This is a genomic window from Ruminococcus sp. AM26-12LB, assembly GCF_003480785.1.
Classification (GTDB): domain Bacteria; phylum Bacillota; class Clostridia; order Lachnospirales; family Lachnospiraceae; genus Blautia_A; species Blautia_A fusiformis.
On the sequence record NZ_QUJX01000012.1, the window covers coordinates 1 to 22,331 of the forward strand.

The following is a 22,331-nucleotide window of genomic DNA, read 5'->3' on the forward strand; positions in this document are numbered from 1 at the left end:
TCCAACTCTTTTATTTCTTGCTTAAAAGAAACGTATTGAGTATTTAGAGATTCTTTTCTGGAAATAAGATCTGCAATTTGCTCTTGCAACTTATTGGAATTAAGATGTTTCAGGTTTATACCATTTTCCTGTAAAATATGTTCAGCACCCGCGAAAAGAATAATTTGAGATTCATATTTACGGAAATAACGATCTGGATCTTTGGAGCTTTTATAATGGTCGTCGTAAATTTTATTTTTCTGATATTGTTCGGCATATTTTAGCATTTCTCGAAGATGGCGTATCTGAGACTCGAGAGAAACAACAGAGGTATTTACCTCTTTTTGCTGCATATGTAACAAGGCTATGCGGTCTTCAAGTTCTGAAAAATTATGTAGATTATGTGTGAACATCTTGTTATATTCAGCAGAGACAATTTTTAAATTTTCCTTATTTGCCCATTTCTGAAGTCCAATGTTTCCTGCTATATTGGGAGCATTGGTATCTATTAATTTGTTATGAACAGAAGGAAAAATAGCTTTCTGACGTTTATTTTCAATGCGTTCTTTGATACGTTCTTTAGTAAAATTTTTTCCTAAAGATTTAGCACTTCCACGCACTGGACGGGACATATCGGGAGAACGAAAGGTAATGTATTTTCTGCTGCTTTCGCCAAATTCTGCGTTTTTTATTTCATATCCTTTAGCTTCCATAAATGCAAGAAATTCTGAGTAAGTGGAAACAATTCGGATTGTCTGGTTGATATCTTTTCGCAGCTGCGCTTTTTTACTGGATTCAGATTTATTTGCAGCCCATTCATTGTATTTCATTCCTTTTTTACCATCTGGCATAATTGTGGACAGGTTATGTTCCTGGCATAAAGTGTCGCTGAGATTTCGTATTTTCCAGTAATTCTTTTTACAGTCATGGTAATGAGAAAAAGTGATGTTATCTGCAGAACAGAAAATTAAATGGTTATGTACATGACCTTTATCAGTGTGTGTTGTCAGAACATAGGAGTATTTTCCCTCCAGTAAGCGATCCGCAAGTTCTTTGCCAATTTGATGGGCTTCTTCATAGGAAACTTCACCAGGGGAAAATGCCTGAATCAGATGAAATGCCTTATTTGTATTGTGCGGATCTCTGCAGTCATGTGTATGATCCAAAGTGTATTTAAAGTCAAGAACGGCTGTTTCGGGAGAGCAGGCAAAGGAAGAAATATATAGATTCTGGTCAGTTTTATCTGGATTGCAGATGTATTCTATTGCTTTATTAACGGTTGTTTTGATACCATGGATTTTTGTAACTGCCATATTTTTTCCATTAACTCCTTTATATCGTCCAGGTCCTTTGGGTAAACTGTATTGGTACTGTTTATACGATGGGTGATCTGATTCAAATTGCTGCTGATATTGCCCAACAGGGTATTCATTTTTCGGATATGAGAGTAGTCTACTTCATATACAAATCCATATAAGATCATTTTCCGTAGAAAGGCAGATTTGCTTTTCATCCTGGAAAGACGATATTTTTCTTCTAAAATGTATTGTTCGTCATCATTCAAATAAAATTGTACGGGATGAATTCTGGTACGTTTGCTCATTGAAATCCTCCAATTCGTTTTTTTCTATAAAAAAGAGTACAAAAAAACTGTCTAACCAGTTCGGTTATGACAGTTATATTACTTGACTGTATGATGTTTTGGATAGATGTGTCTACAGTTTATTTTAACAGGAGTAGGCGGAAGCGTCAAATTAAGAAATTATAAAATATGAGAGGGCCAGGGATACTCCCTGATACATTTTGGTAGAATGAACCGGAAAGGGAATTTGACAAAATGAGCCAGGTGTCATGACACTGGCAGTGCTTGCTTCTTTTGGGGTGTAGCCTGCAAAGCAGGCTATGCAAAAGCTATAAAACATAAATAGAACTGTGAGAAGTGGTTGAGAATACAATCCTGATAGCGTATAATCAGAGAAAGAAATCGTAAGTGAGGGATAAATTTGAAACGTGAAGAAATTTTTCAATATGTAAAAGAGCAATATGGAACTGAACCGGAATATTTATGGAAAAAAGATCCTGATTCTGCGGTGCTTCGACATAAAAATGGAAAATGGTATGCTATAATTATGGTAGTGGAAAAGAAAATACTGGGATTAGAAGAAGATGGAAACATTGACATCCTGGATGTAAAATGTGATCCTGATCTGGTTGGGATGATTATTCAAACGTATGGATTTTTACCGGGGTATCATATGAATAAGCAACACTGGATTACGATTCTTTTGGATGATTCTGTCAGTGAAGCTAAGACGCTGGATTTTCTGGATATGAGTTATGATTTAATTGACAGTGGGAAGTAATAAAAAAGGAAGCCTTTCAGAAAAATCTCTGATCGGCTCCCAGGTATTCATTCTGGATATGTATAAGTTGATCTTTGCAACAGGATATTTTCCCAATCTCGTTCATGGCGCAACACTCGGAGAATATGAATCTCTTTTGTTTCTTCCATTATAATATAAAAAATAATAGATGGCGGAAAAGATCTTTTATGTATGGAATATCCTCTGTACAGAATTTGAGTTCGGGGAAAGGCAGTACTGAACTGGCCTAAATTCTGCATTTGTTCTTTCAGATCAGATTGAAAACGGTCAGCACGTTGCTGGCCGAATTCTTCTTCAATATAATCTGCAATGTCTGTGACATCGTAAATTGCTTCCCAGGTTAAAATAATTTTATATTCTTGCATTTCTTCGTGCATCCCTTAATTCTGTGATTTTGCGAAAAGCATCTTCCAGTGGCAATTCACGACCAGCTTCCATATCATCAATTCCCCGGTCTAACATGCGGAGAAGATGATTGTTTTCCTGGTTTTTATCGGTTGTAGGGATTTTTTTTGTTAATTCCATGAAATCACTCCAATCATACGGTTTATAAATAGTGTATGTTGTTCAGAAGTATCTATCCATAGTTTAGCATAGAATGGGCAGCAATACAATTGAATTATTTTGCAGGAGCGTCCGTCAGACCAAGAAGATATTCGCAGGAAACATTAAATACTTCGGCCAGTGCGACAACTTCGTAGTCGGGAACGAAACGTGTGCCTTGTTCAATTCGCAGGATTGCCAGATCATTAAAATCATATCCTGCAAGTTGTAATTTGGCAGCGAGTGTTTTCTGAGTAAGATTATGAGCCTTTCGTAATTCTTTTACCCGTTGTCCTATTCTGTTTTTACTGTTCGTTTTTTTATCCCAATAAATAATCATTCTGATCCTCAAAAGTTTCTAAAGATGAAGTATTATTATTGATTTTAGGGAAAAATATTGTTACTATACTTCTAAAGATGAAGTTTTTGGAAAGTTTATTTGATTTTTGAAATAAGAAAATGATAATGCTGCCTGTAATGAGAAATAATTCTAATGAGAGGTGGAAAGAAGATGAATGAATTTTATGAAGCAGTATCGAATTTATTTGAGGAATTGCGCTGTGACTCCGGAGAAAGAGAATATACAGTACAGCCGGAAGAATGGAAAGAAGCAGAGAAGAATTTGAAACAAATACAAAAGAAGCTGCCACTACGTCTGGAAAAAATCCCAGAGCGTGAGCAGAATTTCTGGAATAAATATCTGGATCAGTTAGAACATTTCCATTATGAAGAGGAGCAGCGGGCTTATTACCAGGGAATGATGGATGTAGTTGAGTTTCTTATTAATATAGGGGCAATAAAGAAATCCACGAATGTTAAGAGAATGATAGAAAAATATGCACGTTAAGAGTGGCGGTATGGGAAACCATACCGCTTCTTCAGAATAATTCAGATAGAATTCAAATGAATTTCAGGGATCTTGTTTATCGTGGTCTGTAGGAATTTTGTATGTGCGCAGGTATGCTTCTACGATGGCAAGGATAGCGGTAATTTGCTCATCGTTGCATTTTGACAGGTACATGAGCAGGCGTTGATAATCAAGATTATCTGTATGATTGTTTGGATAAAACAATGGTTCAGGAGGAACATTTAAAGCGCGTACCAGTTTTCTGATTTTATGAAAACTCGGAACTCGGCCCCCATTTTCAATTTCCTTTAAATATCGGCTGGACATTTCTGCTTTTTCAGCTAATTCTTCATAAGTCAATTTTTGCTCGTGTCGGGCGTTCTTAAAAAACAATCCCAGTTCTTTATCTGTTTGTTTTGGCATATGATACACCTCCATGTTTAGTGTATAGTTCCCTTTCTTGAAAGAAAATGAACTAATATTTCACTAAAAAAGGGGGTGATATTTCACTTTTTAAAAGACATATAAAATTCTGAATTTCCGTAAAACAGATCCGGAGGTATAGGAAAGATTAAGAATTTTATTGTCTGGTATCATATCCGTCATTACGTGACGGATGAAATAGATAAATAGTTCAAAAAAGCAAATAAATTTCTTTACCTCAAAAAGTGAATTATATGCCACAAAAAATGATGGCAAAATATTATCTTTTGATATAAATAGCGTCCGATGGGCTAAAAACTACCCATTAGGACGTTTTTTATATACCTCAAAATACAGGAAAAACAATTTTCTCGTATTTATTAAGAAATTTTTTAAAAATTTCTTCCCACACCCCGACAAATGCACTCATCCGTTTGGGATATGTGTGAAGGGGAAGCAAGAACTTTGCTTATTGCCTACCGGCGGGGAAGGAGGTGAACTCTTATGGAGCAATCCTCTTTTCAAGATGAGCAGACAGTCAGACATCAGTTTGATTCTCTGTGCAAGCTGGCATTGAAAAGTGAAGTTATTAATTATGAAAAGCATATGGCATATCGCCAGAAGTATGAAGTGATGTTGTCAGAATTATCAGAAAAGGAGTTGAGCAGACTTTTTATAATGGATGAGCATGAAATGGAAACACATCGTTTTCAGGTCCTGGGTTACGACATAGAAGTCAAAGATGCATTGATTGCTGAAGCACTGCAGACACTTACTGAAAAGAAAAGGAATGTTGTGTTATTATCATATTTTATGGATATGAGTGATGCAGACATTGCCAGAGAAATGAATCTTGTACGCAGCACAATTAATGAGCATCGTAGACGATCACTGGAACTGATGAGAAAAAATATGGAGGAATCTGCAAATGAAAAAAAGTAAAAAACAGAAATGCGCATTTGATTTGCTGCCATTCCATGTTATTGAGGCAGCATCAACTGGTGATACTGAGGCAATCCAGGCAGTGTTGAAGCATTATGAAGGGTACATAACAGTTTTGGCTACCAGAAAAATGTTTGACGAATTTGGACAGGTGCATTACTGTGTAGATGAAACTCTGCGTCAACGCCTGGAAGCAAAACTGATTACTAAGACCTTGGGATTTGATACGAAATCATATGTAAGGAAAAGTAATCAGTAAAGGGAGTATTTAATATAGATTCCTTTTCCCCTTCAGGAATTTTTGTACCTTGAAAATTGTATATTGTTTTACATACAGGACGTGAAGATATGTAGAGCCACTAGGTAAATCCGCCATGATATATCTGCTCTGTTAATGGAGTAAATACGAGGAAATGCTGAAATATAACATTGAAGTAAAGGTATGGAGCGAGAAGAATTTGACAAAATGTGTAGCAGCTGCACAGGGCGACGAAGCATATCTGTGATAATGATACTTCCAGAAAAAATCTGGTCATATTTAATGACGGTGCAAAACCGATGTGGGCAGAGTACTGAACTGCCACCTGTATTGTAATTTTATCTGCCGATGACAGTGTATAAAATTGTAAATTGTCATGGGCAGATAAAAATGTTTTGTCCAAAGAGAAAAGGAGGAGAGAAGAGTGGCGATTAAAATTGAAAAAGGTAAGATTCCAATTTGGGAAAAATATATGCTTACGGTGGATGAAGCAGTGCAATATTTCGGAATAGGTGAAAAGAAAATAAGGATGCTTATTTCGGAACATCTAAATTCAGAATGTTGCTTTACAGTCCAGGTGGGGTGTAAGTCATTGATTAACCGTAAGAAATTTGAGGCCTTTCTGGATCAGACTACGTCTTTTTAAAAAATATACGAACAATTTAGCACTTTAAAGTGGAAATGTTAGCCCTGGTATGATATAATACCTATATCGTGCTAGGGCTTCTTCGTAGAAAGGGGCGAAGACGTTTGGGTAAAACAAAACGTGACCAAAAACGACGAGATAAAAAAGGTCGAATTTTACGAAACGGAGAAAGTCAGAGAAAAGATGGAAGATATGCGTTTGTATATACAGATTGTTATGGAAAGCAGAAGTTTTTGTATAGTTGGAAATTAGAGCCAACAGATTCTCTGCCAACTGGATGCAGACCATGCTTAGCTCTAAGGGAAAAAGAAAAAAATATCCAAAGAGATTTACATGATGGTATAGTACCTTACGGAGGAAATTTAACAGTTTTGGATTTGGTTCAAAAATATATTGGACAAAAAAAGGGGGTTCGTCATAATACTCAGGCGAACTATGATTTTGTGATCAATATAATAAAAAAAGAAGAATTCGGAACCAGAAGAATAGATAAAATAAAATTGTCGGATGCAAAAGCATGGTTTATTAAGCTGCAAGCAGATGGAAGAGGATACAGTTCCATTCACAGTGTGCGTGGAATTGTAAGACCTGCATTTCAGATGGCAGTTGAAGATGATTTACTGCGCAAGAATCCTTTTGAATTTCAATTATGTACAGTTGTCGTAAATGACAGTGTTACAAGACAGGCAATTACAAAAGAACAGGAAGAGTTATTTCTGGAGTTTATCCGAAATGATGACCATTACTCAAAATACTATAATGGAATGTTTATTTTGTTTAAGACTGGACTTCGTATTTCTGAGTTTTGTGGATTGACAGTGAAAGATATTGATCTTCAGGAGAGAAAAATCAATGTGAATCATCAGCTTCAGAGAACCAGAGGAATGCAGTACGTCATTGAAGATACCAAAACTTCAAGTGGAACACGAATGTTGCCGATGACAGATGAAGTTTATGAATGTTTTGAACAGATTGTGAAAAACCGTAAAAAAGTAAGGGTTGAGCCGATTATAGATGGATATAGTCGATTTTTATTCCTGGATAAAAAAGATATGCCTGAGGTAGCACTCCATTGGGAAAAACATTTTCAGTGGGCGTTAGGAAAGTATAATCGTACTCATGAGGAACAAATGCCAAAGATCACGCCTCATGTATGTAGGCATACATATTGTTCCAATATGGCGAAAGCTGGAATGAATCCGAAAGCACTCCAATATTTAATGGGACATTCTGATATAGGGGTTACGTTAAATGTATATACGCATCTGGGATTAATTGATGCAAAAGAAGAGATGAATAGGATTGCAAAACTGGCATAGTATGATAAAATAATAGAAAAAAGAATTAAAAATAATCTGATTATAAGGTTCTTAGAGAGCCTGTTTTCCAGGCTGGTTATTACTAAGAAGTTACTAAATTTGGATAAGAAAATATACGAATTTATGCTGTGATATACAGGAAAATGACAGGATTGAAGATTATCGGAAAATGCCTGTAAACAGCGTAAATACAGCATTTCAAGGAGTTTTAAGTAATGATAAGAGTGTTATTTGTCTGCCACGGCAATATCTGCAGATCAACCATGGCCGAGAGTGTTTTTACGCACAAAGTAAAAACGCTCGGCCTTTCAGATCAGTTTTTGATCGATAGTTTTGCAACAAGTACAGAGGAGATTGGGAATCCACCTCACAGAGGAACAGTGAACAAGCTGAGAGAAGTGGGAATACCACTGGTTCCGCACAGAGCGAAGCAGATTACGTGGGCGGATTATGAAAAATCCGATTATATTATTGGTATGGATTCTGCTAATATGCGTAATCTTAACAGGATGCTGAAGAATGACCCGGAAGAGAAGCTTTATAAGTTTCTGACTTTTGCCGGATCAGGACGGGATATTGCGGATCCTTGGTATACAGGAAATTTTGACGAAACTTATGAAGATATACAGGAAGGTTGTGAGGGATTTCTGGATTATCTGGAGAAACATGGAGAAATCCATTAGTGATATTTCGGAATGAGACACAAATCTGAAACAATACAAAAGGTATGACAGCAAAAGGCAGCGGAAGCTGCTTTTTCTGTCGATGAAAACTTCTTTACAAATCTGAAAACTTCTATTATACTTGTCCATACAGCAGGCAACTCAGATTCAGCAGAGAAATCTGCTCTCTGCAATTCTACAGTGGAAGTTCTTTCCACAGAAATATCTAATCATGTTATCAGATCAGAATCATTTTGTGCGTCGTTGTGAGAGCGCACAGGATTTTGTCGGGACATTCGTCCGCTTTGTTTCACAGAAAGGAAATTAAATATGGAAAAAAGTTATGAAACTTTTGTCACGGACCTGAGAAAGCTTCTTCTTGCGGCTATGGACCTGAAGGAAGAAGAAATTTATTTTTCAAACGATGGAGAAAAATATGGCTGTTTGGGAGATAGGCTATTTGTAGAGAGTGGTCATATGGAAAAGGCAAAAACAGTCTGCGGGTTGCATACAGAAGAGCTTTATAAAAGGTACTGTCAGGAAGATTCTTTTGAAAATATCGTTCATGATTGTGTTAGGGAGATAAAAAAAGTCAGTGAAAATTGTGTGCTATGTGATTTGGATGATCTGAAAGATTATGAGAAGGTAAAAAGCAGACTTTTTATTCGACTTCTGAATGCAGATAAAAACAGGACTATACTGAAGGAGTTGGTTCATCACAAAATCGGAGATATTGCTTTAGTGGTTTATTATCTTGCAGGAGAAAAAGAGGGATATGTTCTGAGTGCAAAGATCAAGAAAAGCTTTGTGGAGAAATGGGGAAAAGATGCGGATACTGTTTTCGAAGCTGCTCTAATAAATACATATTTTATCAGTCCACCAAGAATCTATCATTGGGAAAAAATGCTGTTTGATAAAACATATGAAGGAGATAATTTCATGGATATCCTTGGAACATACCATCCAAATAAAGGGATTGCCGGGAATTGCCTGAGTACAGAAAAGCGTACTAATGGAGCGGCAGCAATCTTTTTGCCCGGGGTAGCCAGACGTCTTTCTGAACTTCTGGGGTCAGACCTGTATCTGGTTTTTACCAGTGTTCATGAAGTAATGGTCCATAATGCGGATGTGGTTTATCCGGAAGATTTGAAAGAAGTTCTAAGTGATACGCTCGAGAAAGCAACTCCGGAAGAGGATTATCTGACATCTTCCATTTATCGATACAGCAGAAGGAGTGGTGAATTCTCTGTGGAATTGAAATGAGCTAAAGAGAGGTGACATGTGGAAGTGCTTTGAGTTTATCGTTATTTGGCATTAGAACAGAAATTAAGGCCGGAATCCATCATAAAGAATGAAATTCCGGCCAGGTTTTTTCCATGTGTTATGCTGTTTGTTTAACTATTATAAGAGTTCTTTTTTTGTGGTTTAGCTGAGAAGTGCGGAATCGTTGGAAAATTCTTCACCGCTGGCTTCTTCGAATTTGTCCAGGAGATCTTTGACTGTAAGCTTTTTCTTTTCTTCGCCCTGGATATCCAAAATGATCTTTCCCTCCCACATCATGATCAGACGATTGCCGTGAGTGATTGCATCACGCATGTTATGGGTGATCATCATGGTTGTCAGATGATCGCGGTTTACGATCATGTCTGTGATCTCGAGAACCTTGGCTGCAGTCTTCGGATCAAGAGCAGCAGTGTGCTCATCCAGAAGAAGAAGCTGAGGCTTCTTTAAAGTTGCCATCAGAAGTGTCAATGCCTGACGCTGGCCACCGGAGAGGAGTCCGACTTTGGAAGTGAGCCGGTCCTCAAGACCAAGACCGAGAATCTTCAGGAGTTCGTGGTATTCTTCCCGTTCCTGGCGGGTAATGCCCGGACGGAGAAGGCGGGATTTTCCGCGGCGTTTGGCAAGAGCGAGATTTTCTTCAATTCCCATAGTTGCAGCAGTTCCGGTCATAGGATCCTGGAATACACGGCCAAGATACGCGGCTCTTTTATATTCGGAAAGTTTTGTGACATCGGTTCCACCGATAATGATCTTTCCGGAATCTACAGGCCAGGCACCTGCAACTGCATTCAGCATAGTAGATTTTCCGGCGCCGTTTCCTCCGATGACTGTAACAAAATCACCTTCGTTCAGATGAAGATCCACGCCGTTTAAAGCAACCTTTTCATTGATGGTGCCCGGATTAAATGTTTTATGTATATCGATCAGTTTCAGCATGATCATTTACCTCCCTGTTTGGCTTTTGTAAAGTATTTGCCCTTCCAGTATGGGAAAGCAAGGAAAAATGCAACGACGAGTGCGGAAAGCATTTTCAGAAGGTCTGTATCAATTCCCATCCAGATAACAATCTGAAGTACCAGATAATAAAGAATAGAACCAAATACAACGCTTAACAGCTTCAGTGCAAAGTTGCGGAAAATACGGCTGAAGATCGCTTCACCGATAATTACTGCAGCAAGACCGATAACGATAGAACCACGTCCCATGTTGATATCTGCAAATCCCTGGTACTGTGTGAGAAGAGCGCCGGAAAGAGCAACAAGTCCGTTGGAAAGCATCAGTCCCAGAACCTTATTGCGGTCTGTGTTGATACCCTGTGCACGGGACATGCTTGGATTACATCCGGTCGCACGCAGGGAACATCCGAGTTCAGTTCCGAAGAACCAGTAAAGGACTGCAATCAGAATGATGATCATAATTGCTACGATAAAAAGCGTATTCTGTGTCAGAGCAACACCCTTGACACGTCGAAGGGATACCAGAAGATTAAATTTATCAACATTGATCGCCTGGTTTGCTTTTCCCATGATCTTCAGGTTGACAGAGTAAAGGGAAAGCTGTGTCAGGATTCCGGCAAGGATAGCCGGGATGCCCATAAAGGTATGAAAAATACCGGTGGCAAGACCGGCCAGAAGTCCGGCTCCTGTTGCAACCAGCATGGACACCCATACATTGTGTCCGCTGAGCATCATCATGATACAAACAGCGCCGCCTGTACATAAAGTTCCGTCAACGGTAAGATCCGCAATATCAAGAATGCGGAATGTAATGTACACACCGATCGCCATGATTCCCCAGATAAGCCCCTGTGCGGCAGCTCCTGGAAGTGCGGTTATTAAACTCATAATCTGCATGTTAAATTATCCTCCTCTTTTTTATGCACGAACAGCGAGAAGGGGAACTCCCTTCTCGCTGTATCAGTGTATAATAGGTTTTTTACCGATTATTCAGCTGTTTTATCTGTTTCGATTGCTTCATATCCATCCGGAATTTTAATACCAAGCTCGTCACAGATGTCTTTGTTGTATTCTTTTGTGAATTTTGGTGCATATTCAATCGGCATTTTGGAGATATCTTTACCATCCTGAAGGATGCTGACTGCCATTTCGCCGGTTTTGTATCCAAGATCATAGTAGCTGATGGAAAGTGTTGCAACACCACATGCCTGGCAGATACCTTCTTCACCAGCGATTACCGGGACCTTTGCCGGAAGACAGATGTTGTTGATGATCTCAGTATTGGATGCTACAGTATTATCTGTAGGTGCATAGATCACATCACTGTCATTGGCAGCTGTGGTAACAACGGATGAAAGATCGTTGGAATCAGAGAATGCATAATCTTCACAGGTATAACCAAGCTTCTCGAGAGCATCTTTTACTGTATCTACCTGATACTGGGAGTTTGGCTCTGCTGAGCAGTAGAGAAGTCCGACATTTTTTGCATCCGGGAAAAGCTCATGGAGCATATCGGCCTGCTCATCAAGAGGAGCAAGATCAGAAGTACCGGAAATGTTCCCGCCTACTGTTCCGTCAAAGTCATCGATTCCAAGAGCGACACCATATTCGGTAACGGCTGTTCCAAGGATTGGGATATCGGAAGTTCCGGCAGCTGCAGCCTGAAGAGATGCGGTTGCGTTTGCAAGGATCAGGTCTGCCCCTTCTGAAACAAAGCTGTTGATAATGGTAGAACAGGTATTAGAATCACCCTGTGCATTTTGCTCGTCAAATTTTACGGAATCACCCATCTTTTCAGTGATGGCATCCTCAAAACCCTTGGTTGCGGCATCCAGTGCGTCATGCTGGACCAGCTGGCAGATACCTATTGTGTAAGTCTTTTCTTCTTTGGCGCTTACTGTGGCAGCACAGGTTCCTGTTACAAGAGCTGCTGCGAGTACAGCTGTTAAAATACGCTTTTTCATATTGTTTTCCTCCTCACGATGTTGCTGCATTTTTGGATTATTTAAAAATACAACGCTGATTGTGTTAATATAACACTTTAACGCTTAAAAGTCAAGAAGAATTAACGTGAAAATATGTTGAGTAAACAGATCCGGAAAACAAAATAAAGCATGAAATGAAATGCAGGCACAGGAAAAAACATACAGTCATATCATATTGTGAATGAAATTCTCAAGGAGAAAGAACATGGCATATAAAATCGTTCTGGATGCCGGACATGGTGGAGAAGATCCGGGTGCTGTTTATAAAGATCGCAAGGAAAAGGATGACAATCTGAAACTGACCCTTGCAGTAGGAAAGATCCTGGAAGAGAACGGCGTGGATGTGGTTTATACCAGGACTACAGATGTTTATCAGACTCCTTTTGAAAAAGCGAAAGCTGCAAATGAAGCTGGAGCAGATTTTTTTATTTCTTTTCATCGCAACAGCAGTTCCAAGCCGGAACAATACAATGGAGTTGAAGTACTGGTCTATGATAAGAAAGGCATTAAATATCAGATGGCACAGAATATCCTGGGAGCATTGGGAGAACTGGGGTTTCGGGAACTGGGCGTAAAAGAACGTCCGGGGCTGGTAGTGCTCCGGCGCACAAAAATGCCGGCACTTTTGATCGAGACCGGATTTATAAACTCGGAAAAGGATAATCAGCTTTTTGAAAAAAAATTCGAAGAGATTGCCAGAAGCATCGCAGATGCCATTCTGGGAACATTGAATGAGGAAACGGTGGAAGAGCCATTGTATTATCGGGTACAGACAGGAGCATTTCGAAATCGGGAAAATGCAGACAGGATGTTGTATCAGCTGACAGATCAGGGATTTCCGGCGTTTATCCTGAGAGAGAATGATCTTTACAAAGTTCAGGTAGGAGCATATATGCAGCTTGGAAATGCGGTCAATATGGAACAAAGGCTGAGGGACAGTGGATATAGCACAGTGATCGTTACAAAATAGAAAACAGATGATCTGTTAGTGCATCTGCCACGAAAGAGTGATATGATTAGGCAATACAGAAAGCTGGATAAGGGATACCTGTCAGATAAATATCTTTTGATCCGGGATTTAGTTGCAGATGGTAAAGAAAGGACATAGAAAATAATGTACGAAGAGTTTCTGAAACAGATAGAAGATTTCATGTTTATAGAAGATAAGCCGGAAAAAGCGGATGTGATCTTTGTTCCGGGAAACGGATATCCTCAAATGGCGGAAAAAGCAGCGGAGCTTTACAGGAATGGGTTTGCACCAAAGATCCTGCCCAGTGGAAGATACAGTATCACAGCAGGGAGATTTACAGGAGTTCTTGACAAGAAAGAATGTTATTGTGGGACATACAAAACGGAATGGGATTTTTTGAAAGATGTTCTGATGCAGAATGGTGTACCGGAAGAAGCGATTCTGAAAGAAGATCAGGCAACCTACACTTATGAGAACGCAATTTATTCCCGGCAGGTAACAGACAGAGAATACCTGGATATCAAAAAGGCGATTCTCTGCTGTAAAACCTGTCATGCAAGACGTGCGTTGATGTATTACAAGTTGCTTTATCCGGATACGGAATTCTTTGTGAGTTCGTGTTGTGTGGATTCTATAGATAAAAATACGTGGATTATGACAAATGATGGAATTGATGAGGTAATGAGGGAAATAACTAGAATAATTAAACAATTTTCATTGATGCTCAAAAAAAATTAATTTAGGGGTGTCGTAAAAAAAAGAATTGTGTTATAATGCATTTGACGAAAAAAAGAAATATCTGTTACGAAAGATTAACAAGATATTAATTTTTGGAGAAATATTGGTTCGAGCGCATGTTACATGCGTTCGATATTTTATATAACTGAATTTTTTGACAAAAGGCAAATATGAATCTTAGATTTTGAATATAGAGGTGCAGATTATTATGAAAAAGAACACAAAGATTACATTTAGCAGAAGCTTTTCAATACTGGCAGCAGCGGCATTGTCCATGACACTGATCGGAGGACAGACCTTTCCGGCATATGCGGAGAACTCTTCAGGTATAGAATCCGGTGCTGTGATCCCGGATAATATAACTATTGACAGCCCTACAGCTCTTGCTAACATTGCGCTCCCATCTAATGCGTATGGAACTCTTTCCTGGGCAGATAGTTCTTATGTTCCGGACAAACGTGTGCAATCCTGTGGGGTAGTGTTCAAACCTGCTGCAGGTGCTGACCTTTCAGGCCTTCCGGGGTGGGATAGTAATTCAGGAACACTTACAGGTTCCGTGACAGTTGTGGTCAGCAGCATTGACAGTACAGAGGAAAATTCCGGAAGTGAGGAAAGTTCCGATTCTTCTGATTCAGATTCAGGAGAATCCTATGGAACCGATGATAAAGAGGAAAATGGAACCGACGTCAATGAGAGTGATGCAGATACTTCTGTAAAAGAAACAGAGGACAGCACTGCAGAGAATGAGAAGAAGAACGAAGGTCTGCAGGATGACAGTGCCCAGAAAAATAAAGAAGATCCGGAGACAACAGGAAAAACGGAGCAGTCTTCTTCAGATTCTTCAGATGCAGCAGATGCCAGTGGAGAGGAAAAAAGGGATCCGGAGATAACAGAAGCTCCGGAGGTAACAGCTGCACCATCTGAGGATAATAAAACTCAGGATGGGGAAGAAGCAGAAGCTGTGGAAACTCCTGCTGTAACGATAACTCCGGCGGCAGAAGATGGTATGGATCCTGATGCAGCATCTGAGAATAGAGACGATGAGAAGCATGAAAAAAATAACGATGCTGAAATTACTGCGATTCCAGAAATTACGGAGACTCCTGATACTGAAGAAAACAAGGATAATATTTTTGACAGGAAAGATGATACAGAGGATAAACGCCCTCAGAATGCAGCTACCGATCTGACAGAAACAGAAAAAGAGGAAATTGCGTCTCAAAATCATACCTGTGATGGAATAACTGTATCAGGAATCGATCTTCCGTGGTATGTACAGTTTCGTGTTTCTGGTGGTGAGGACTATCAGTTTACCAATGAAGAAGATGCAACAATCTTTAAATCCTATGAGTTTGAACTCTGGGATACACAGAATAATACAGAGTATAAAATTCCGGATGGGGAGTATATCAGTGTGACTGTACCTGTAAAGGCCGGCTATACATATTCTATTGAACACCTTCTTGATAATGGCGCAATGGAGACTATCATTCCAAGCATGGATGGTGCCACAATGACTTTCAGTACACATTCATTCAGCCCATTTGGCATCGCTGGAAGTAAATCTCTGGTAGGGCCAGATGCTGAAAGCAATACCGGTGCAACGGTTACACCTGCAGCTGATGCTTCATCTTCAGATACTGCATCTTCAGGTACTGCAGATTCTGCAGAAACAGACAGTACAGACACCAATACGGCAGAGACATCTCAGAATCTGACTTCAGATAGCACAGATCAGGAACAGTCTTCTTCTCAGAACAGTGATACGGCGGAGAATGAGGCTGAAGAACAGTCTTCTGCAACAACATCCAAGAAACAGGTAAATACCGGAGATAACACTCAGATCCTTCCGTTTGTGATCTTGTTTGTGGCAGCGGCAGTTGTAGCTGGTGTAGCAGTGTTTTTTAAGAAAAGAAAGAAGTAATGAATAAGAGAAAAAGCTCTCCCATATAATGACTGTGGGAGGGCTTTTTTATGAAGGGAAAAGCAATATTACGATCATTGCTGCTAGCCTATGGAGTGACAGGACTTTTTCTTCTGATACTGGCGTTTCTGCTCTTTCAGTTTGAATTTGGAGGAGGGACGGCGGCGGTGGGGATCATTATTATTTATGTAGTATCCTGCCTGGTCGGAGGTTTTATGGCGGGAAAGATCATACGGAAAGACCGATATATATGGGGGATCGTTACCGGGCTTTCCTATTATGTTCTGCTGCTTCTGGTATCTTTTCTGGCACAGGGGAAATGGGATATGACCTTTGCCCATGCGTTGACTACTTTTTTCATGTGTCTTGGTGGCGGAGCCATTGGTGGGATGCTGTCGTAAAAGCTTACAAAAAAATGCTTTGAAAATCGATGATTTTATGCTATACTAGGCAAAGAATAGAATACATAAAGGAGGATATATCATGGAACATATCAAGACATTAAATACAAAGAACCTTCAGAACACGGTTAAGAAGGGTGGATGTGGCGAATGTCAGACATCCTGTCAGTCTGCTTGCAAGACTTCCTGTACAGTAGGAAACCAGAGCTGCGAGCACAAATAAGAAGCAGCCGTTGAATGAGTGGAAAGCAGCGGGAGATCCGCTGCTTCACTTGTTTTATCTGAAAGTAACAGGTATCCAGCAAAACGCGCCGGAGGGCGCGTTTTGTCGGGTTATAAAAGAATTTTAGAAAGGATTGCGGGAAGATGAGTCTGATTCACCGTTATCAAAGTAATGGATATAATATTGTGCTGGATATCAACAGCGGCTGTATCCACCTAGTAGATGAAGTAACCTATGAGGTGCTGCCGTATCTTGAAGAAGGCATGGAAGCGGCTGCCATTGCTGAGAAGCTTGGCGACCGTTTTAAGAAAGAGGATGTGGAAACCTCTGTAACTGAATGTAAGAAGCTTCAGGAACAGGGAATGCTTTTTACAAAAGATATTTATGAGAATATCATTGATGAATTTACCAAAAACCGCCAGACCGTTGTAAAGGCTCTTTGCCTTCATATTGCTCATGACTGTAATCTGGCATGTAGATATTGTTTTGCAGAAGAAGGAGAGTATCACGGAAGACGTGCGCTGATGTCTTTTGAGGTAGGAAAAAAAGCGTTGGATTTCCTGATCGCTAATTCCGGCTCCAGAAAGAATCTGGAAGTGGATTTCTTTGGCGGCGAGCCTCTTATGAACTGGCAGGTTGTAAAGGATCTTGTGAAATATGGAAGAGAACAGGAGAAACTTCATAACAAAAAATTCCGCTTCACACTGACAACCAACGGCGTTCTTTTAAATGATGAGGTGATGGAATTCTGCAATAAGGAAATGGGAAATGTTGTCTTAAGCGTGGACGGTAGAAAAGAAGTTCATGACTACATGCGCCCGTTCCGTAAGGGTGCAGGAAGCTATGATCTGATCATGCCGAAATTTGAGAAATTTGCGGAATCCAGAAATCAGGACAAGTATTATGTAAGAGGAACCTTTACTCATCATAATCTTGATTTCTCTCAGGATGTTCTGCATCTGGCAGATCTTGGCTTCAAGCAGATTTCTGTTGAGCCGGTCGTGGCAGCAGATACAGAAGAGTATGCGATCCGTGAGGAGGATATCCCACAGATCCTGGAACAGTATGATATTCTTGCAAAAGAAATGATCAAAAGAGAAAAAGAGGGAAAAGGATTCAACTTCTTCCACTTTATGATAGACCTTACCGGTGGTCCGTGTGTATACAAACGACTTTCCGGATGCGGTTCAGGAACCGAGTACCTGGCTGTTACTCCGTGGGGAGATTTTTATCCATGTCACCAGTTTGTGGGTGAGGAACAGTACCTTATGGGTAATGTAGACGAGGGAATCACAAAGCCTGAAATCGTAAAAGACTTTGGAAGATGTAACGTCTATACGAAACCGGACTGTAAAGACTGTTTTGCCAGATTCTACTGCAGCGGCGGCTGTGCGGCAAATGGTTACCATTTCGGCGGGGATATCCGGGGGAATTATAAGATCGGATGCGAACTCCAGAGGAAGCGTGTGGAGTGCGCTATCATGATAAAAGCCGCTTTGGCGGAATAAGAGAGGAAAAAGAAAATGAAGAAAAGTAGAGGAATTGCAGTGCTGCTTCTGACAGCAATTGTCACAGTATTCTTCTGCTATGTGGCTGCGGTAGGCATTGGTCCTACAGGAACAGGTTCGGCTAAGAATATCAACACCGGACTTGATCTTGCCGGCGGTGTCAGCATCACATACCAGGCTAAGGACAGCAATCCGAGCAAGGAAGACATGTCCGATACTGTTTACAAGATGCAGCAGCGTGTTTCTCAGTACAGTACTGAGGCACAGGCATATCAGGAAGGTTCCAACCGTATCACCATTGAGATTCCAGGAGTATCAGATGCAAATGCGATCCTGGAAGAACTTGGAAAGCCAGGTTCTCTGTATTTTATCGATCAGACAGATGCAGACGGAAACCAGAATTTTACAACAGGAAACAGTGAGAGTGGATATGTTCTTGCAAGAAGTATTGAGGATATCCAGAAAGCCGGATCTGTTGTACTGGAAGGTACAGACGTTGCAGACGCTGAGGGAGGTGCTTATCAGGATTCATCCACAAGCTCCCAGAAATATGCAGTCAGTCTGACTCTTACAAAGAATGGAAAAACCAAATTTGCGGAAGCTACCAAGGCAAATGTTGGAAAGCAGATCGCAATCGTATATGACGATCAGGTTTTAAGCGCTCCGAATGTAAATGAGGAGATTTCCGGCGGAAAAGCTCAGATCACCGGAATGGCAAGTACAGAAGAGGCACAGAATCTTGCTTCTTACATAAGAATCGGTTCCTTAAGTCTTGAGCTTACCGAGCTTCGTTCCAGCGTAGTTGCTGCACAGCTTGGTGAAGAAGCCATTGCAACAAGTGTAAAAGCCGGAGCAATCGGTCTTGTGATCGTTATGCTGATCATGATCATCGCATACCGTATCCCAGGTCTGGTTGCATCTGTTGCACTGGTTCTTTATACAACCTTAATGCTGATCACACTGAATGCCTTTGATATCACCCTTACGCTTCCGGGTATTGCAGGTATCATCTTGGGCATTGGTATGGCAGTGGATGCCAATGTTATCATCTACGCCAGAATCCGTGAGGAGATCGCGGCAGGCCTTTCTGTCCATGCAGCGATCAAAAGTGGATTCGGCAAAGCGTTTTCCGCTATTTTTGATGGAAACATCACAACACTGATCGCGGCTTGTGTGCTGATGTGGCTTGGCTCCGGTTCTGTTAAGGGGTTTGCCTACACGCTGGCAATGGGTATCGTGATCTCCATGTTTACAGCACTGGTTATATCCAGGCTTGTTATTAATGCGGTATACGCAATTGGTGTTCGTGACCCGAAATTTTATGGCATTGCCAAGGAACGTAAGGTTGTGGATTTTGTTGGAAAGAGAAAAATCTTCTTTGCTGTTTCCATTATCCTGATCCTTTGCGGACCTGTAGGAATGCTGGTCCACAGTAATGTGATCGGTGACAAAGCCATGAATTACAGTCTGGAGTTTTCCGGCGGTACTTCTACCAATGTAACCTTCAATAAAGAGATGGATATCAAGGAGATCGATTCCGAGGTAACACCGGTTGTTGAGGCAGTGACAGGTGATAAGAATGTACAGCCGACCAAGGTGCAGGGAACCAATCAGGTAGTGATCAAAACACGTTCTCTGGATCTTAAGGAACGAGAAGCACTGAATAAGGCATTGGAGGAAAATTTTGATGTAGATACAAGTCTGATCACATCGGAGAATATTTCCGCTACTGTCAGCAATGAGATGAGAAGAGACGCTATCGTAGCGGTTATCGTAGCTGCGATCTTCATGCTTCTTTACATCTGGTTCCGTTTTAAGGATATCCGCTTTGCAAGCAGTGCAGTACTCGCACTTCTTCATGATGTCCTGGTCGTACTTGCGTTTTATGTTATTTCCAGAACATCTGTGGGAAACACATTTATTGCGTGTATGCTGACGATCGTAGGTTATTCTATCAATGCTACTATTGTCATCTTCGACCGTATCCGTGAGAATATGAGAGGCAGAAAGAAAGTTGAGGATGAGAAACTGAAAGAGATCGTAAATACCAGTGTTACAGAAACTCTGACACGAAGCATTTACACATCCCTGACAACATTTGTAATGGTTGCAATTCTTTATGTAATGGGTGTTTCCTCAATTAAAGAATTTGCAGCACCGCTGATGGTAGGTATCATTGGTGGAGCATATTCTTCTGTATGCATCACTGGTGCTCTGTGGTACACCATGAAAACATTCAGAAAAAATCGTGTTGCAGCACCGGCAGCTGCAGCAGCTTCCGCAAAGATTTCTTCCGAGAAATCTGAGAAAAAGGTAAAACAGCCATCCGGACAGCAGACAGCTCAGCAGCAGCCGAAGAAGAAAAACCGTAAAAGAGTTGCCGAGCGCCTTGCAGCGCAGGAGGCAGCAAAGCAGCAGAATGATGAGGAGAAATCTGAATAAAATTGCTGAATAACAGAAACGTTCCGTACCGGGAAAGAATATTTCCTGGCGGAGCGTTTTTTTTTTGTGTGGCATAAAAAACTTGCAGCTATGCAGGAGTATGAGTTACAATACGGTTATTGCGTTGCTTTGAAGAAAGAAAGCGGCAAAGCATCAAGGAGGAAACAATATGGAACGATGGGTTGTTGTTGCAAAACGGGCGGATTTTGCTGCAATTGGAAAAGAGTTCGGAATTGATCCGGTGATCGCCAGACTGATCCGAAACCGGGATGTACAGGACAGGGATGAAATTCGCAGATATCTTTATGGAAAGGTGGACGAACTGGCTTCTCCGCATTTGATGAAAGATGTGGATAAGGCAGTGGAGATCCTGCGGAATAAAATAAAGGAAAAAAAACGCATCCGTATTATAGGCGATTATGACATTGATGGGGTAGTATCGACCTTCATTCTGATCAAAGGACTGAAGCGTGCAGGAGCTCTGGCAGATACATATATTCCGGACCGTGTGGCGGACGGATATGGAATCCATGAGCACCTGATCGAAAGAGCAGTGAATGATGGGATTGACGTAATTGTTACCTGTGATAATGGAATTGCGGCGTACAATGAAATCACTATGGCTAAAGAGAAGGGAATGACGGTGATAATAACCGATCATCATGAAATTCCCTATAAAGAAACGGAAGATGGAAGAGAACTGATCCTTCCGCCGGCTGATGCCATTGTAAATCCAAAACAGCCGGACTGTAATTATCCGGAGAAAAGATTGTGCGGAGCAGTTGTTGCGTTGAAGCTGGTGACAGCTCTCTATGAGGCATGCGGGATTCCGGAAAAAGAGCTGGAAGATTTTCTGGAATTAGGAGCCATTGCCACGGTGGGAGACGTGATGGATCTTCAGGGTGAAAACCGCATCCTTGTAAAGGAAGGCCTGAAACGACTTTCCCACACTTCTAACAAAGGTCTCCGTGAACTGATCCGTGCCAATGGCCTGGAGGAGGGGCCGATCACTGCCTATCATGTAGGGTTTGTGCTGGGACCATGTATCAATGCCAGTGGAAGACTAGATACCGCTGCACGTTCCCTGAAACTGCTCTGTGCGGAGACGGAAGATGAAGCAGCAAAACTTGCCGGTGATCTGACTGCGCTGAATCAAAGCAGAAAAGCTCTCACAGAAGAGGGAAAGGAAGCAGCGATCCGTATTGTGGAAGAGACAGAAATCGGACAGGACAGGGTTCTTGTGATCTATTTACCGGACTGTCACGAAAGTCTGGCCGGAATTATTGCAGGACGTATCCGGGAAAAGTACAATAAACCGGTCTTTGTCCTGACAAAAGGTGAAACAATGGTGAAAGGCAGCGGACGTTCCATAGAAAGCTATTCCATGTTTGAGGAACTGGTAAAATGCGGAGATCTGATGGAACAGTATGGCGGTCATCCTATGGCGGCAGGATTATCCATTAAAGAAGAAAATGTGGAAGAGTTCCGCAGACGGTTAAACGAAAACTGTACTCTGACAGAAAAGGATCTGGCTCCAAAGATCCTGATCGATGTGCCAATGCCGGTTTCCTATATAAATAAGGAACTTGTGGAAGAGATATCCCTGCTGGAGCCTTTTGGAAAGGGAAATACCAAACCGATTTTTGCACAGAAGGGACTTCGGGTTTTAAGCAGCCGTATTCTTGGCAAAAATAGGAATGTGGCAAAGCTTCAGCTGTCAGACAGTACCGGCTGTGTAGTGGAAGCAGTATATTTTGGAGAAGCAGATGAATTTGTTGATAGAATAAAAAACTGTGGAAGTATTGCGGTCACATATTATCCTGAGATCAACCGTTATCAGGGAAGAGAGACCTTACAGATCGTAATCCGAAATTATATTACAGAATAACAGGAGAA

The 22,331-nt window shown here is 40.9% G+C and carries 25 protein-coding genes; 16 read left to right on the forward strand and 9 right to left on the reverse strand.

Annotated features, from left to right (window positions below):
* Both DW694_RS10060 and mobC read right to left on the reverse strand, forming a co-directional pair.
* Positions 1-1,292, reverse strand: a 1,292-nt coding sequence (locus DW694_RS10060; RefSeq protein WP_118752937.1) for a relaxase/mobilization nuclease domain-containing protein, incomplete at its 3' end; no start/stop codon positions are given.
* Positions 1,241-1,582 (reverse strand): plasmid mobilization relaxosome protein MobC, encoded by a 342-nt coding sequence (gene mobC, locus DW694_RS10065; RefSeq protein WP_005426517.1) that lies wholly within the window; start codon positions 1,580-1,582, stop codon positions 1,241-1,243. The genes DW694_RS10060 and mobC, both read right to left, overlap by 52 nt.
* A gap of 400 nt (positions 1,583-1,982) precedes the next feature.
* Between mobC and DW694_RS10070 the strand changes: the two genes are divergently transcribed.
* Positions 1,983-2,342, forward strand: a complete 360-nt coding sequence (locus DW694_RS10070) for an MmcQ/YjbR family DNA-binding protein (RefSeq protein ID WP_019162150.1) — start codon at positions 1,983-1,985, stop codon at positions 2,340-2,342.
* 47 nt (positions 2,343-2,389) lie between these two features.
* Here DW694_RS10070 and DW694_RS10075 read toward each other — a convergent pair whose 3' ends face one another.
* The 3 genes from DW694_RS10075 to DW694_RS10080 form a co-directional block, all read right to left on the reverse strand.
* Entirely contained in the window at positions 2,390-2,728 is a 339-nt protein-coding gene (locus DW694_RS10075) for a type II toxin-antitoxin system RelE/ParE family toxin (RefSeq protein WP_019162149.1), read from the reverse strand.
* Entirely contained in the window at positions 2,715-2,888 is a 174-nt protein-coding gene (locus DW694_RS16945; protein WP_021650358.1) for a hypothetical protein, read from the reverse strand. The genes DW694_RS10075 and DW694_RS16945 overlap by 14 nt, the downstream gene beginning before the upstream one ends.
* Before the next feature lie 94 nt (positions 2,889-2,982).
* Entirely contained in the window at positions 2,983-3,246 is a 264-nt protein-coding gene (locus tag DW694_RS10080) for a helix-turn-helix transcriptional regulator (RefSeq protein WP_015541275.1), read from the reverse strand.
* A gap of 171 nt (positions 3,247-3,417) precedes the next feature.
* On the opposite strand from DW694_RS10080, the gene DW694_RS10085 reads away from it, so the two are divergent.
* A complete protein-coding gene (locus DW694_RS10085; RefSeq protein WP_286186995.1) occupies positions 3,418-3,753 on the forward strand; it encodes a hypothetical protein in 336 nt (111 codons plus the stop codon).
* Between the two features lie 63 nt (positions 3,754-3,816).
* On the opposite strand, the gene DW694_RS10090 is transcribed toward DW694_RS10085, so the two are convergent.
* Positions 3,817-4,176, reverse strand: coding sequence for a helix-turn-helix transcriptional regulator (locus DW694_RS10090; protein WP_015524620.1), 360 nt, complete (start codon positions 4,174-4,176; stop codon positions 3,817-3,819).
* Between the two features lie 504 nt (positions 4,177-4,680).
* Here DW694_RS10090 and DW694_RS10095 point away from each other — a divergent pair.
* From DW694_RS10095 to DW694_RS10120, 6 genes are all read left to right on the forward strand, one after another.
* On the forward strand, positions 4,681-5,118 hold the full coding sequence (locus tag DW694_RS10095; RefSeq protein ID WP_005426505.1) for a sigma factor-like helix-turn-helix DNA-binding protein: 438 nt from the start codon (positions 4,681-4,683) through the stop codon (positions 5,116-5,118).
* Positions 5,105-5,377, forward strand: coding sequence for a helix-turn-helix domain-containing protein (locus tag DW694_RS10100; RefSeq protein ID WP_015541278.1), 273 nt, complete (start codon positions 5,105-5,107; stop codon positions 5,375-5,377). Before DW694_RS10095 ends, DW694_RS10100 begins: the two co-directional genes overlap by 14 nt.
* Positions 5,378-5,801: 424 nt before the next feature.
* Entirely contained in the window at positions 5,802-6,023 is a 222-nt protein-coding gene (locus DW694_RS10105) for an excisionase (protein WP_286186996.1), read from the forward strand.
* A 104-nt stretch (positions 6,024-6,127) separates the two neighbouring features.
* The gene (locus tag DW694_RS10110; RefSeq protein WP_044960653.1) at positions 6,128-7,342 is read left to right on the forward strand and encodes a site-specific integrase; all 1,215 of its coding nucleotides are present in this window, start codon (positions 6,128-6,130) and stop codon (positions 7,340-7,342) included.
* A 215-nt stretch (positions 7,343-7,557) separates the two neighbouring features.
* Complete coding sequence (locus DW694_RS10115) at positions 7,558-8,025, forward strand: low molecular weight protein-tyrosine-phosphatase (RefSeq protein ID WP_118752939.1); 468 nt, start codon at positions 7,558-7,560, stop codon at positions 8,023-8,025.
* A gap of 309 nt (positions 8,026-8,334) precedes the next feature.
* Entirely contained in the window at positions 8,335-9,267 is a 933-nt protein-coding gene (locus tag DW694_RS10120; RefSeq protein ID WP_110102448.1) for a DUF5688 family protein, read from the forward strand.
* A 162-nt stretch (positions 9,268-9,429) separates the two neighbouring features.
* On the opposite strand, the gene DW694_RS10125 is transcribed toward DW694_RS10120, so the two are convergent.
* The 3 genes from DW694_RS10125 to DW694_RS10135 form a co-directional block, all read right to left on the reverse strand.
* The gene (locus DW694_RS10125) at positions 9,430-10,224 is read right to left on the reverse strand and encodes an ABC transporter ATP-binding protein (RefSeq protein ID WP_021977269.1); all 795 of its coding nucleotides are present in this window, start codon (positions 10,222-10,224) and stop codon (positions 9,430-9,432) included.
* A 2-nt stretch (positions 10,225-10,226) separates the two neighbouring features.
* Complete coding sequence (locus DW694_RS10130; protein WP_021650367.1) at positions 10,227-11,141, reverse strand: branched-chain amino acid ABC transporter permease; 915 nt, start codon at positions 11,139-11,141, stop codon at positions 10,227-10,229.
* Between the two features lie 89 nt (positions 11,142-11,230).
* Positions 11,231-12,208, reverse strand: a complete 978-nt coding sequence (locus tag DW694_RS10135) for an ABC transporter substrate-binding protein (RefSeq protein ID WP_044960660.1) — start codon at positions 12,206-12,208, stop codon at positions 11,231-11,233.
* A 226-nt stretch (positions 12,209-12,434) separates the two neighbouring features.
* Here DW694_RS10135 and DW694_RS10140 point away from each other — a divergent pair, with 226 nt between their 5' ends.
* The 8 genes from DW694_RS10140 (at position 12,435) to recJ (ending at position 22,323) form a co-directional block, all read left to right on the forward strand.
* Entirely contained in the window at positions 12,435-13,199 is a 765-nt protein-coding gene (locus tag DW694_RS10140; RefSeq protein ID WP_110102449.1) for an N-acetylmuramoyl-L-alanine amidase, read from the forward strand.
* Between the two features lie 144 nt (positions 13,200-13,343).
* Positions 13,344-13,937: a YdcF family protein gene (locus tag DW694_RS10145; RefSeq protein ID WP_110102450.1), complete on the forward strand. Its 594-nt coding sequence runs from the start codon at positions 13,344-13,346 to the stop codon at positions 13,935-13,937.
* A gap of 208 nt (positions 13,938-14,145) precedes the next feature.
* Positions 14,146-15,861: a hypothetical protein gene (locus DW694_RS10150; RefSeq protein ID WP_110102451.1), complete on the forward strand. Its 1,716-nt coding sequence runs from the start codon at positions 14,146-14,148 to the stop codon at positions 15,859-15,861.
* Between the two features lie 50 nt (positions 15,862-15,911).
* Entirely contained in the window at positions 15,912-16,262 is a 351-nt protein-coding gene (locus DW694_RS10155; RefSeq protein WP_021650373.1) for a TIGR04086 family membrane protein, read from the forward strand.
* 82 nt (positions 16,263-16,344) lie between these two features.
* Complete coding sequence (gene scfA, locus DW694_RS10160) at positions 16,345-16,485, forward strand: six-cysteine ranthipeptide SCIFF (RefSeq protein ID WP_015524633.1); 141 nt, start codon at positions 16,345-16,347, stop codon at positions 16,483-16,485.
* Between the two features lie 149 nt (positions 16,486-16,634).
* Positions 16,635-17,993, forward strand: a complete 1,359-nt coding sequence (gene scfB / locus DW694_RS10165) for a thioether cross-link-forming SCIFF peptide maturase (RefSeq protein WP_059086868.1) — start codon at positions 16,635-16,637, stop codon at positions 17,991-17,993.
* A 15-nt stretch (positions 17,994-18,008) separates the two neighbouring features.
* The gene (gene secD / locus DW694_RS10170; RefSeq protein ID WP_114002779.1) at positions 18,009-20,435 is read left to right on the forward strand and encodes a protein translocase subunit SecD; all 2,427 of its coding nucleotides are present in this window, start codon (positions 18,009-18,011) and stop codon (positions 20,433-20,435) included.
* A 169-nt stretch (positions 20,436-20,604) separates the two neighbouring features.
* On the forward strand, positions 20,605-22,323 hold the full coding sequence (gene recJ / locus DW694_RS10175) for a single-stranded-DNA-specific exonuclease RecJ (protein WP_118752940.1): 1,719 nt from the start codon (positions 20,605-20,607) through the stop codon (positions 22,321-22,323).
* Positions 22,324-22,331 lie beyond the last annotated feature (8 nt).